The 12,714-nt window shown below is 60.4% G+C and carries 12 protein-coding genes and 1 tRNA gene; 7 read left to right on the plus strand and 6 right to left on the minus strand.

Annotated features, from left to right (window positions below):
- The first annotated feature begins 107 nt into the window (after positions 1-107).
- The 4 genes from ACODS0_RS11800 to ACODS0_RS11815 all read left to right on the plus strand — a co-directional run bounded on the left by ACODS0_RS11800 (position 108) and on the right by ACODS0_RS11815 (position 2,779).
- A tRNA-Asn gene (locus ACODS0_RS11800) sits at positions 108-183 on the plus strand.
- 198 nt (positions 184-381) lie between these two features.
- Entirely contained in the window at positions 382-1,137 is a 756-nt protein-coding gene (gene aat / locus ACODS0_RS11805) for a leucyl/phenylalanyl-tRNA--protein transferase (protein ID WP_488835092.1), read from the plus strand.
- Complete coding sequence (locus tag ACODS0_RS11810; protein WP_488835094.1) at positions 1,134-1,895, plus strand: arginyltransferase; 762 nt, start codon at positions 1,134-1,136, stop codon at positions 1,893-1,895. Before aat ends, ACODS0_RS11810 begins: the two co-directional genes overlap by 4 nt.
- Before the next feature lie 56 nt (positions 1,896-1,951).
- Positions 1,952-2,779: an IclR family transcriptional regulator gene (locus ACODS0_RS11815; protein ID WP_055393786.1), complete on the plus strand. Its 828-nt coding sequence runs from the start codon at positions 1,952-1,954 to the stop codon at positions 2,777-2,779.
- 192 nt (positions 2,780-2,971) lie between these two features.
- On the opposite strand, the gene pbpG is transcribed toward ACODS0_RS11815, so the two are convergent.
- The 6 genes from pbpG to ACODS0_RS11845 all read right to left on the minus strand — a co-directional run bounded on the left by pbpG (position 2,972) and on the right by ACODS0_RS11845 (position 10,448).
- Positions 2,972-4,048, minus strand: a complete 1,077-nt coding sequence (pbpG, locus tag ACODS0_RS11820) for a D-alanyl-D-alanine endopeptidase (RefSeq protein ID WP_488835097.1) — start codon at positions 4,046-4,048, stop codon at positions 2,972-2,974.
- A 116-nt stretch (positions 4,049-4,164) separates the two neighbouring features.
- Positions 4,165-5,703 (minus strand): 2-isopropylmalate synthase, encoded by a 1,539-nt coding sequence (locus ACODS0_RS11825; protein WP_121419808.1) that lies wholly within the window; start codon positions 5,701-5,703, stop codon positions 4,165-4,167.
- Between the two features lie 213 nt (positions 5,704-5,916).
- Entirely contained in the window at positions 5,917-6,750 is an 834-nt protein-coding gene (gene pssA, locus ACODS0_RS11830) for a CDP-diacylglycerol--serine O-phosphatidyltransferase (protein WP_055393781.1), read from the minus strand.
- Between the two features lie 192 nt (positions 6,751-6,942).
- Positions 6,943-7,959, minus strand: a complete 1,017-nt coding sequence (ilvC, locus tag ACODS0_RS11835; RefSeq protein ID WP_055393779.1) for a ketol-acid reductoisomerase — start codon at positions 7,957-7,959, stop codon at positions 6,943-6,945.
- A 61-nt stretch (positions 7,960-8,020) separates the two neighbouring features.
- Positions 8,021-8,512, minus strand: a complete 492-nt coding sequence (ilvN, locus tag ACODS0_RS11840; protein ID WP_007857867.1) for an acetolactate synthase small subunit — start codon at positions 8,510-8,512, stop codon at positions 8,021-8,023.
- 142 nt (positions 8,513-8,654) lie between these two features.
- Positions 8,655-10,448 carry an acetolactate synthase 3 catalytic subunit gene (locus ACODS0_RS11845; RefSeq protein ID WP_055393777.1) on the minus strand — a complete coding sequence of 598 codons (1,794 nt, stop codon included), beginning with the start codon at positions 10,446-10,448 and terminating at the stop codon, positions 8,655-8,657.
- A 293-nt stretch (positions 10,449-10,741) separates the two neighbouring features.
- Between ACODS0_RS11845 and ACODS0_RS11850 the strand changes: the two genes are divergently transcribed.
- From ACODS0_RS11850 to ACODS0_RS11860, 3 genes are read left to right on the plus strand one after another with little or no spacing between them, the layout of a single operon-like run.
- Entirely contained in the window at positions 10,742-11,311 is a 570-nt protein-coding gene (locus tag ACODS0_RS11850) for an RNA polymerase sigma factor (RefSeq protein ID WP_121419806.1), read from the plus strand.
- Positions 11,308-11,760, plus strand: coding sequence for a DUF3619 family protein (locus ACODS0_RS11855; protein ID WP_121506719.1), 453 nt, complete (start codon positions 11,308-11,310; stop codon positions 11,758-11,760). The genes ACODS0_RS11850 and ACODS0_RS11855 overlap by 4 nt, the downstream gene beginning before the upstream one ends.
- A 24-nt stretch (positions 11,761-11,784) precedes the next feature.
- Positions 11,785-12,675, plus strand: coding sequence for a DUF3106 domain-containing protein (locus ACODS0_RS11860; protein WP_488835102.1), 891 nt, complete (start codon positions 11,785-11,787; stop codon positions 12,673-12,675).
- Positions 12,676-12,714: the final 39 nt, after the last annotated feature.

Genomic DNA, 12,714 nt, shown 5'->3' on the forward strand with positions numbered 1-12,714 from the left:
GAGCGCCGGACTGTTAATCCGTAGGTCCCTGGTTCGAGCCCAGGTCGAGGAGCCAAGAATTTTGCAGGCCCTGCATGTGTACGCGGGGCCTTTTACATACCGATCATTCCTCGATAGCTCAGTCGGTAGAGCGCCGGACTGTTAATCCGTAGGTCCCTGGTTCGAGCCCAGGTCGAGGAGCCAGCCAAGAAGCCCGCCATGTTCACGCATGGTGGGCTTTTTCATTCATACGCCTCAAGAAAATCCACCACCCCTGTGCCTGCCTGACAATACAGTTCTTTGTCATGACTTGCACAAAACTGGCCCAGCCAAGCGGCTCATCCCAATGCGAGGCGGCCGTTGCACGCCGATTTGCGCAAGTCCTATTTGTATTGCAACCCCATGCCCCCGCAACTGCCTTGGCTGGAGCTTGAAGATCCGCTACCCGACCCTGCGAAAGCATGGGGACCCGACGACCCCGCCCCCGGACTCCTGGCTGCCGGTGGCACGCTGGATGTAGCGCATCTGCGAGCGGCGTATGCCCAGGGCACGTTCCCCTGGTACGGCCCGGGGCAACCCATCTTGTGGTGGGCTCCCGATCCACGCATGGTCTTGCCCGTGGCGAACTTCCGACTCCATCGCTCGCTTCGCAGGACCCTGCAGGCATTCCGAGCGAATACAGCCTGCGAGATCCGCATAGACCACAACTTCCTGGAAGTGATCACGGCCTGCGCTACCAAGGAGCGCGACGGGCAGGCTGGCACCTGGATCGTGCCCGAGATGGTTGAAGCCTACACCCGCCTCCATGCTGCGGGCAATGCTCATAGCGTTGAAACCTGGATCGATGGAAAACTGGCAGGCGGCCTGTATTGCGTCGCACTGGGGCAGGCGGTGTTCGGTGAATCGATGTTCGCTCACGCTACCGATGCATCGAAGATCGCGCTTGCAGCCCTGGTGGCCTTGTGCCGCCGCCAGGGTGTGACAATGATTGATTGCCAACAGAACACACGGCATCTGGCCTCATTGGGAGCCCACGAAATCTCGCGAGCCCAGTTCCTGTTTCACATACAAAACGCACTGGACCAGCCCGCCCTCTCGTGGTCGTTTGAACCCGTATACTGGAACGAGCTGCTGCCCTTCACGGCGCCCACGGCATGACGCAACTCAATGACCTACCACTGCAGACCCTGCAGTTCTACGCGACAGCCCCTTACCCCTGCAGTTATCTGCCGGACAGGCAGGCACGGTCGCAGGTCGCCACGCCCAGCCACCTGATCCAGAGCGATGTGTATTCCGATCTCGTGGCCAAGGGGTTTCGCCGCAGTGGCATGTTCACTTACCGCCCCTATTGCGATGGCTGCCAGGCCTGCACCCCCTTGCGCGTGCTGGTGAACGAGTTTCAGCCGGATCGGAGCCAGCGGCGCGCTACCGTGCGGCACGGCAATCTGCAGGCGCGGGTATTGCGCCTGTGTTTTGTACCCGAGCACTATCAGCTGTATCTGCGCTACCAGAACGGCCGCCATGCGGGCGGCGGCATGGACCATGACAGCATCGACCAATACACGCAGTTTCTGCTGCAAAGCCGGGTGAATTCACGTCTGGTGGAGTTCCGCGAAACAGATGGCATAACAGGAGAGCCCGGCGCGCTCAAGATGGTGTCCATCCTGGACGTGCTCGACGACGGGCTTTCGGCGGTCTATACCTTCTACGAACCCGAGCCACATTGCAGCTACGGCACCTACAACGTGATGTGGCAGATTGCCCAGGCACGCTCCCTGGAGTTGCCCCATGTGTACCTGGGCTACTGGATCGAGGCCAGCCCCAAGATGAACTACAAGGCGCGCTTTCACCCCCACGAGATCCGGACCGATGGCCAGTGGCATCGCTCCAGCCCGGGTGCGAATCTGAGCGCGTGAATGCAGGCTCGCATTTCACAAGATAAAATGCTGCGGCCGTCACTGCATCGCCGTCCATGAAAAAAAACGATCCCAGCATCCCCGTCAAACCCAGCGTTCAGGTGCTTGAACGCATGTTTACGCTGATCGATGTTCTGGCGTCACGCGAAGAGGCAATATCTCTCAAGGAAATCAGCGAGAAAACAGGGCTGCACCCGTCCACCACGCACCGCATCCTGAACGACCTCACGATTGGCCGTTTCGTGGATCGGCCAGAATCGGGCAGCTACCGACTGGGCATGCGCCTGCTGGAACTAGGCAACCTCGTAAAAGCGCGCCTGAGCGTGCGCGATGCAGCCCTGACCCCGATGCGCAATCTTCACAAGCTAATCCAGCAGCCCGTCAATCTGAGCATGCGCCAGGGCGACGAAATTGTGTATGTCGAACGTGCCTACAGTGAGCGCTCCGGCATGCAGGTGGTGCGCGCCATTGGCGGACGGGCCCCTCTGCACCTTACCTCCACAGGCAAGCTATTTCTGGCCCTGGACGACCCCCAGCGCGTGCGGGCCTATGCCACCCGAACCGGTCTGGCCGGACACACCCGCAACAGCATCACCCAATTGCCCATCCTGGAGCGCGAACTCGCCAAAGCACGCCAGTACGGTATTGCCCGCGACAACGAAGAGCTGGAACTGGGCGTGCGCTGCATGGCCGCTGGCGTCTACGATGACCAAGGCAAGCTGGTAGCCGGACTGTCCATATCAGCACCCGCTGATCGACTGGACGAAGGATGGCTTCCCAAGCTCCAAGCCACGGCCAACGAGATTTCTCTGGCTCTGGGTCACACACCCAGCATGGAAGCGTCGGCATCCGGTGATGCGGGTTTGCGTCCGGGACTTCGCTGAGCCTCGGGACACGACAGCTACCGCAGCCGGGCCTGATCCATGCAAAAAACCGACGCGGGCAGTGATGCCCGGTCGGCCGGTGGATTCATCAAATCAGCGCACAAGGCAGTCGGCACGAAATTCCGCCGACGCTACCAGCACCAAATGCTTGGCGCACAAGGGATGGATGTACAAGCTACAGGATTAACTGCCTCACCCATTGGACCCTGCACGGGCCTGCAAAGGCGCCGTCAATGACGGCATCGACTCCACCCAATGGCGCACACGCTCAGCATCACCCAGGCGGCTGAATTTGCCCGCCGAATCCAGAAACACCATGATGAGCTTGCGCCCGGCGATCTGGGTTTGCATCACCAGACAGCGCCCTGCTTCCGAGATGTAGCCGGTTTTCTGGAGGCCAATGTCCCAGGTGGGGTTTTTTACCAGCCCATTGGTGTTGTTGTACTGCAATGTTTTGGGGCCCACTGCCACCTCATATCCCGGTGACGTGGACAGTTCGCGCAGCAGGGGATCACCATGCGCCACATTCACCAAAGTAGCCAGGTCACGTGCGCTGGACTGGTTGCGGCTGGAAAGGCCGGTTGGCTCAACATAACGGGTATCGGTCATGCCGAGCAGGCGGGCCTTGACATTCATCTGCACAACAAACGCTTCGAGGCCACCAGGGTACGTACGACCCAGCGCATGCGCTGCGCGGTTCTCGCTGGACATGAGCGCCAAGTGCAGCATCTCGCCCCGGGTCAACGTAGAGCCCACGGTCAGGCGCGAGCGGCTGCCTTTTTCAGTATCAACGTCATCCTGGGTGATCGTAATGGGCTCATCCATCGGCAGCTTGGCCTGGGAAATCAGCAAGCCCGTCATGAGCTTGGTCAGGGACGCAATGGGAAGCACGGCCTGATCATTCTTGCTGAGCAGGACTTCATGCGTGTCCTGGTCGATGACGAGTGCGACGCTGGACTTCAGGTCCAGCGGATCACTCACCTCATGCAGCCCCGCCATTTGCCCGAACGACTGCTTGGCAGGCACAAAGGACACACGGGTCGGCGCCTTGGCGGTCTTGGCCGTGACACGCACAGCCCGGGTATTGGTAGCGACCTTGCGGGCCGGAGCAGCGCGCTTGGCATTGGCCGAACTGACTTGCTGCTTTTTGGCTGGCGCCTTGGAGCGCTCCCCTGAGTGCGCAATCGGCACAACCAGCGCCGTACTGACAACGACAAAGCCCAAAACATGGAAAAAACGGGTCACTGCGGCGCGGTGGCGATGGTGCATCAAAGTGCTCCAAACGGTAATAAGTGTTGAGCAGTGTACAGAATCAAAAAAAGTCGCGCAAGATCAATACCTTGCGCGACTTTCCAAGAAAGTGAATGAAATTATAAATTGATCGTTCAACCCTGTGCAGCCACCCGGTCAGCTTTACTTTGTAACTTGTTCAGCGCACTCAGATAGGCCTTGGCCGAAGCGACCACGATATCGGGGTCTGCTCCCACGCCGTTGACCACGCGGCCACTGTTCTGCAGGCGCACGGTGACCTCGCCTTGGCTCTCTGTCGAGCCGCTGATGGCGTTCACCGAGTACAGCACCATCTCCGCACCACTCTTCACATGCGATTCGATGGCCTTGAGCGAGGCATCCACAGGGCCGTTTCCTTCGGACTCGCCCCGCACCTCCTGGCCGTCTACCGTAAAGACGATGCGTGCTCGGGGGTGCTCACCCGTTTCGCTCTGCTGGAACAGAGAGACAAAGCCATATTGCTCCCTTTCGCTGGTCACGCTCTCATCACTCACCAGTGCCAGGATGTCCTCGTCAAAAATCTCGCTCTTGCGATCGGCCAGTTCCTTGAAACGCGTGAAAGCGGTGTTGACTTCGGTTTCACTGTCCAGGCTCACACCCAGTTCCTGCAGGCGCTGCTTGAAGGCGTTGCGGCCGCTGAGCTTGCCCAACACGATCTTGTTGGCGCTCCAGCCCACATCCTCGGCACGCATGATTTCGTAGGTATCGCGCGCCTTGAGCACGCCATCCTGATGGATACCACTGGCGTGCGCAAAGGCATTGGCCCCCACCACCGCCTTGTTCGGCTGCACCACGAACCCCGTGGTCTGGCTGACCATCCGGCTGGCCGCAACGATGTGCTGGGTATCAATGTTGAGATCGAGGTTGAAATAGTCGCGGCGGGTCTTGACCGCCATCACCACCTCTTCGAGCGAACAGTTGCCAGCGCGCTCACCCAGACCATTGATCGTGCATTCCACTTGGCGCGCGCCGCCAATCTTCACACCAGCCAGCGAATTGGCCACGGCCATGCCGAGGTCGTTGTGGCAGTGCACGGACCAGATGGCCTTGTCGCTGTTGGGAATGCGCTCGCGCAGGGTCTTGATGAAGTTGCCGTACAGCTCGGGGATGGCATAGCCCACGGTGTCGGGCACATTGATGGTCGTGGCACCCTCGGCGATCACAGCTTCGAGCACGCGGCACAGGAAGTCTGGGTCGCTGCGGTAGCCATCTTCGGGGCTGAACTCAATATCTCCCACCAGGTTGCGCGCAAAACGCACCGACTGCTTGGCCTGCTCCAGCACTTGCTCTGGCGTCATGCGCAGCTTCTTTTCCATGTGCAGCGGGCTGGTGGCAATGAACGTATGGATGCGCGCGCTGTTCGCCCCTGCAAGCGCTTCTGCTGCGCGGGAAATGTCGCGGTCATTGGCGCGCGACAGCGAGCAGATGGTGGACTCCCTGATGGCATTGGCTATCGCCTGCACCGCCTCGAAATCGCCGTTCGAGCTGGCCGCAAAACCGGCTTCGATCACGTCCACCTTCAGGCGCTCCAGCTGACGGGCAATGCGCAGCTTCTCATCCTTGGTCATCGAGGCGCCGGGGGACTGCTCGCCATCGCGCAAGGTGGTGTCGAAAATGATGAGTTTGTCAGCCATGTTGTTTCTCCTGGTACTGGTGGGGTGGAATTGGCCCGCAACACTAAAAATCTGGCGCCCAAAACAAAAGGCCCGTTGCGGGTGCATACGGGCCTTTGTGGAAAAAGTGTGCGCGTGCGCCTACTGTCTCCGCCCGTAGGGAGGTAGCAGTAGAGCCAGTGCAAACGAATTCATGCGGTGCAATGTAGCACAACTGGCCAGACATCATTCCAATCACTTGTGCAGTCCACGTTCGTCCGGTTCGTCCGTCGAGGTGCTGATCACGCTGCTGTGCTGTCCTTTGGCCTTGCGCCAGGCGTACACGCCGTAACCGCTCAGGCCGTAGAACACGAACACACCAAACAGCACGATGGGCGGGTGGATGTTGATGATGGCAATGCCCAGCGCGATCAACACAATGGCTGCAAAAGGCACGCTCTTTTTCATCTGCACATCCTTGAAGCTGTAGAACGGCACATTGGTCACCATGGTGAGCCCCGCGTACAGCGTGAATGCGAACATGATCCAGGTCGTCTGACTCCAGGTCAGCCAGTGGTCTTCACCAGGATGCACGCCCAGCTCGGTCATCAGCCAGATGAACCCCGCCACCAAAGCTGCAGCGGCTGGCGAAGGCAGCCCCTGAAAATAGCGCTTGTCCACCACGCCGGTATTCACATTGAAGCGCGCCAGGCGAAGCGCGGCACAGGCGCAGTACACAAATGCGGCAATCCAGCCCCAGCGGCCCAGCCCCTGGAGGGACCACTCATAGGCGATCAGGGCAGGCGCCGCTCCAAAGGACACCATGTCGGAGAGCGAATCCATCTGCTCGCCAAACGCACTCTGGGTATTGGTCATGCGCGCTACCCGGCCATCAAGACTGTCGAGCACCATCGCACAAAAAACGCCCACGGCCGCCATATCGAAACGGCCGTTCATGGCCATCACGATCGAATAGAAGCCCCCAAACAATGCCGCCAGCGTGAACAGGTTGGGCAGGATGTAGATGCCCTTGCGCCGTTTGCGCACCATCACACCGGGGTTGTCGGTGGATTCATTGCCGTCATGCATTAAATTGACCTCCAGCGCTTGCCCATATTGCGTGAGCAGCTATTAAATTTATAGTATCCGGCAATTCCCGCTGCACAGACAGATCGCCGCGCGCCATCAAGGCGAAGGTCGCAGTGTAGCGCCTGCCAACAGGACCGACCGCCAACGAAAAAGGCCACCGAAGTGGCCTCGTGATGCTCCAGCGATGGAGAATCAGTTGCGGGTCTGATCGACCAGCTTGTTCTTGGCGATCCAAGGCATCATGGCGCGCAGTTGGCCGCCCACCTTTTCGATGCTGTGGTCGGCCGTGTTGCGGCGACGGGCTGTCATCGAAGGGTAGTTCAGACGGCCTTCCTGGATGAACATCTTGGCGTAGTCGCCGTTCTGGATGCGCTTCAAGGCATTGCGCATGGCGGCGCGCGACTGCTCGTTGATCACTTCAGGGCCGGTCACGTACTCACCGTACTCGGCATTGTTCGAGATCGAGTAGTTCATGTTGGCAATGCCGCCTTCGTAGATCAGGTCCACGATGAGCTTGAGCTCGTGCAGGCATTCGAAGTAGGCCATTTCAGGGGCGTAGCCAGCTTCAACCAGGGTTTCGTAACCCATCTTGATCAGCTCGACGGCACCGCCGCACAACACGGCTTGTTCGCCGAACAGGTCGGTCTCGGTTTCTTCCTTGAAGTTGGTCTCGATGATGCCGGCCTTGCCGCCGCCGTTGGCAGCTGCGTAGCTCAGGGCCAAGTCACGGGCCTTGCCGGACTTGTCTTGGTGCACGGCCACCAGGTGGGGCACGCCGCCGCCTTGGGTGTAGGTGTTGCGCACGGTGTGGCCAGGGGCCTTGGGCGCCACCATCCACACGTCCAGGTCAGCACGGGGCACGACTTGGTTGTAGTGCACGTTGAAGCCGTGGGCAAAGGCCAGCGAGGCGCCTTGCTTGATGTTGGGTTCGACGTTGTTCTTGTAGACGGCTGCGATGTCTTCGTCGGGCAGCAGGATCATGACCACGTCAGCGGATTTGACGGCGTCGTTGACTTCCAGAACCGTCAGGCCAGCCTTGCCGACCTTGTCCCACGATGCACCGCCCTTGCGCAGGCCGACCACGACCTTCACGCCACTGTCGTTCAGGTTTTGTGCGTGGGCATGGCCCTGCGAGCCGTAGCCGATGATGGCCACGGTCTTGCCTTTGATCAGGCTCAGGTCGGTGTCTTTGTCGTAGAAAACTTTCATGGGTCGCTCCGGTTGAAATGCGTTGTTGGGGGTTGAAATGGGAAAAACGGGGTGAATTGTCTTACACGCGCAAGATGCGCTCGCCGCGGCCGATGCCGCTGGCACCCGTACGTACGGTTTCCAAGATGGCGGTGCGGTCAATGGCCTGCAGAAAAGCGTCGTTCTTCGACTGGTCGCCGGTCAGCTCAATCGTGTAGCTCTTCTCGGTCACGTCGATGATGCGGCCACGGAAGATGTCGGCCATGCGCTTCATCTCCTCGCGCTCCTTGCCCACCGCGCGCACCTTCACCATCATGAGCTCGCGCTCGGTGTAGGCACCTTCGGTGAGATCCACCACCTTCACGACCTCAATGAGGCGGTTCAGGTGCTTGGTGATCTGTTCGATCACATCGTCGGAGCCCGTGGTCTGGATCGTCATGCGCGAGAGCGATGGATCCTCAGTGGGCGCCACGGTGAGCGATTCGATGTTGTAACCACGGGCAGAAAACAGGCCTACAACGCGCGACAGCGCACCGGGTTCGTTTTCCAGCAGAACGGCAATGATGTGTTTCATAGGTGCAGATTCCTCTTTTCGCTGCCCTCCCCCGTGCACGGTAATGCACGGGCTTGGCAGGCAATAGATTCGTCAAAAAGTGAATGCTATCTATTCGATAGCTGGTAGCGCTTGATGAACAAGCGCTGGAGGCCGATTTGGCTTAAAGGTCCTCCGACCCCAGCAGCATCTCGGTAATGCCCTTGCCGGCCTGGACCATCGGGAACACGTTCTCGGTGGGGTCGGTGCGGAAGTCCATGAACACGGTGCGGTCCTTGAGCTTGCGGGCTTCGCGCAGAGCGGGCTCTACGTCCTTGGGACTCTCGATCAACATGCCCACATGGCCGTACGCCTCTGCCAGCTTCACGAAGTTGGGCAGCGCGTCCATGTAGCTGTGGCTGTAGCGGCCGGAGTATTCGATCTCTTGCCACTGCCGCACCATGCCCAGGTAGCGGTTGTTCAGCGAGCAGATCTTGATCGGCGTGTTGTACTGCAGGCAGGTGGACAGCTCCTGGATGTTCATCTGCACCGAGCCTTCGCCAGTGATACAGAACACCTCGGACTGCGGCTTTGCCAGCTTGATGCCCATGGCGTACGGGATGCCCACGCCCATGGTGCCCAGGCCGCCAGAGTTGATCCAGCGGCGTGGCTCGTCAAAGCGGTAGTACTGCGCGGCCCACATCTGGTGCTGACCCACGTCGGACGTGATGTAGGTGTCCGCGTCCTTGGTCATGTTCCACAGCGTTTCGACCACGTACTGGGGCTTGATGACGTCTGGGCTGCCCATGCTGTACTTGAGGCAGTCGCGCTTGCGCCAGCCTTCAATGGTGTCCCACCAGGCGGCCAGAGCACCCGAGTCAGGGCGCGTGCTGCTCTCGCGGATCATGGAGATCAGCTCGGTGAGCACGTCCTTGACGTCGCCGACGATCGGGATATCGACCTTCACGCGCTTGGAAATGCTCGACGGGTCAATATCAACGTGGATGATCTTGCGGTCGTTCTGCGCAAAGTGCTTGGGGTTGCCGATCACGCGGTCATCAAAACGCGCGCCCACGGCCAACAGCACGTCGCAGTTCTGCATGGCGTTGTTGGCCTCGATGGTGCCGTGCATGCCCAGCATGCCCAGGAACTTGCGGTCCGATGCGGGGTATGCACCCAGGCCCATCAGCGTGTTGGTGACCGGGTAGCCCAGCATGTCCACCAGCGTGCGCAACTCATTGGTGGCATTGCCCAGCAGCACGCCACCGCCGGTGTAGATGTAGGGACGCTTGGCCGCCAGCAGGAGTTGCAGCGCCTTGCGAATCTGACCACCATGGCCCTTGCGCACAGGGTTGTACGAGCGCATTTCCACGCTTTGTGGATAGCCACTGTACGGCACCTTCTTGAAGGAAACGTCCTTGGGCACATCCACCACCACGGGGCCGGGGCGGCCGGTGCGGGCAATGTGGAAGGCCTTCTTCATCGTCATGGCCAGATCGCGCGGGTCCTTGACGAGGAAATTGTGTTTGACGATGGGGCGGGTAATACCGACCGTGTCGCACTCCTGGAAGGCATCCAGCCCGATGGCGGGCGTGGGCACCTGTCCGGAAATGATCACCATCGGGATGCTGTCCATGTACGCCGTAGCGATACCGGTCACTGCGTTGGTGAGACCTGGGCCGGATGTGACCAGCGCAACGCCCACTTCACCCGTGGCGCGGGCATAGCCGTCGGCAGCGTGCACGGCGGCCTGCTCATGGCGCACCAGCACGTGCTGGATGGTGTCTTGTTTGTAGAGCGCGTCGTAGATGTAGAGAACTGCACCGCCGGGATAGCCCCAGATGTACTGGACGTTCTCAGCCTGAAGCGACTTGATGAGGATCTCGGAACCCATGAGGTCCTGAGCACCGGAAGCGGGGGAGGTGTTGCCCTGCGAAGCAGCGGCCGCTGAAGAGATTTCAGCCTTGGAGATTTCCATGATCGATCAACCTTTGTGAATTTCTCTGACGAAAAACCTTGGGTGCTCCTAACATGCGCTCTTGTGAAGCCAGCTTGGAACTTGAGGCCAAGGACATGGGCGGGATGATTGCCGCGCCGGACCGTGACCCGTTTGCCTTTGAATTGCAGTGGCGATTATCGCACTGCAACACATGTAAAACTGCCATCCCCCGAAAAAAACCCCGGCGGATGCGATAATTAAAGGCTCCACGTGCCGGATAGCCACATTTTTGTGAACTCACCGGCACCGATCCCCTCCCGGGCTGACCCGTCTTGGCAACCGAACGAGAACTCTCCGACTTCCTCAAAAGTGTAGAAAAGCGCGCATTCAAGCGCTCGGTCTACCACGTTCGCAATGAGGAAGCGGCGCTCGACATCGTGCAGGACAGCATGCTCAAGCTGGCAGAGCACTATGGTGACAAGCCGGCGGCTGAGCTGCCCATGCTCTACCAGCGCATACTTTCCAACTGCACGCTGGACTGGTTTCGCCGCCAGAAAACCCGCAATGCACTGTTTTCGAGCATGAGCGACTTTGAAGGTCCCGGCGAAGATGGCATGGATTTTGATCTGCTTGAAGCGTATTCAGGACCAGAAAATGGGGAACGGGCAGAGAGCGCTGAGGATCTGACCCGGCGGGCGCAGATTTTTCACGGGATCGAAGCCGAGATTGCCGAGCTGCCCCCACGTCAACGGGAAGCGTTCCTGATGCGTTACTGGGAAGAAATGGATGTAGCAGAAACGGCAGCCGCCATGGGCTGCTCCGAAGGCAGCGTCAAAACGCACTGTTTTCGTGCCATACAAACCCTCAGCAAGGCACTGAAGGCCAAAGGAATCGAGCCATGAACACTGTACAGACCCCATCGACACAGGCAGAAGCTGCGGCAGAGCGCTTTGCACTGCGCGTCACGGCGCGCTTGTCCAGCGGCACCGACGAATTGCCTTACGACATTTCCGAACGGCTGCGCGCCTCGCGCATGCAAGCCCTTGCCAAGCGCAAGAAAGACACCGTGCCGGTGCGTCTGGCTGCACCCGTTGTGGTGCATGCGGGTGGCAGTGCCACGCTGGGCCGTGGCGGCAACGAGGGTGGCGGCTGGTGGAATGCACTGGTGTCTGCCGTTCCGCTGATGGCACTGGTGGTGGGGCTGGTGGTCATCAACATTGCCCAGGACGAAAGCAGCGCCAATGACCTGGCCGAAGTCGATGCAGCCCTTTTGACCGACGATTTGCCGCCAGCAGCCTACGCTGACCCTGGCTTCGTACAATTCCTCAAAACCTCTGCCCCGTCGAACTGAGCCCCGCCCCCGACCGCGTACTGCATGCACCCAAGTTCACCCGACGCTTCCCCTGCCCTGCCAGCCTTCGTGCTGGCTTTGGCGCTCTTGGGCGTGCTCGCAGCGGTGGGTGGCCAGGTGCTGGTACAGATGCGCATGGCACCCGGCACCCTGCTGCCTGCGGGGGCTGAAGCTGCGGTTGCCAGCCCCAACAATGCCCGCACGTCCACCCGGCCTGGCGCCATGGCAGTGCCACAGGTCGAGACCGGCCCGGGCTGGGAAACCCTGACCACGCCCCAGAAACTGGCGCTGTACCCACTGGCAGAGCGCTGGGCGCTCATCAGCGAAGCGCAAAAGCGCCGCTGGCTTGCGCTGGCCGCCAATTTCTCGGCGCTTCCTGAAGAAGAACAGGCCAAATTTCATGACCGCATGACGGACTGGGCCAGCCTGAGCGCACAGCAGCGCAACCAGGCCCGGCTGAACTATGCAGTCACCAACCGGCTTGCCCGCGACGACAAACGCGCCCAGTGGGAGGCATACCAGGCGCTGTCCGACGAGGAAAAACGTGCGCTGGCTGCGCGTGCCGCCCCCAAGCCCAAGGGCGCCGCCACGGCCTTGCGCCCCGTGTCGCCCAAGAAGCTGGCCCAGGTTCCTGCGGCCACGCAGGCCAACCCCAGCCGCCCCAACGCACCGAAGATTCCGCCCGTGCTCGACCACAGCGCCCCCCGTGTGGCGGCACCGGTCACCCCCACGGCGCCCCCGGCGACCGGCGTGCCCACGCAAAATCCGGCCTCCAACGTGGTCGAGACTGCCCCCGTCTCGATTCCGGTGGCAATACCAGCAGCACTCCCCCCTCTGGGCGCAGGTTCCGCAGAAACACCTGCGACAACAGCGCCCATGGTCACTCCCGACAACTCTGGCCTGTATCCTCAGTAGTCCCGTCGCTGGCCGACACTCTCCGCCTTGCTTTCGCCT

This window comes from Acidovorax sp. FG60, from assembly GCF_057808995.1.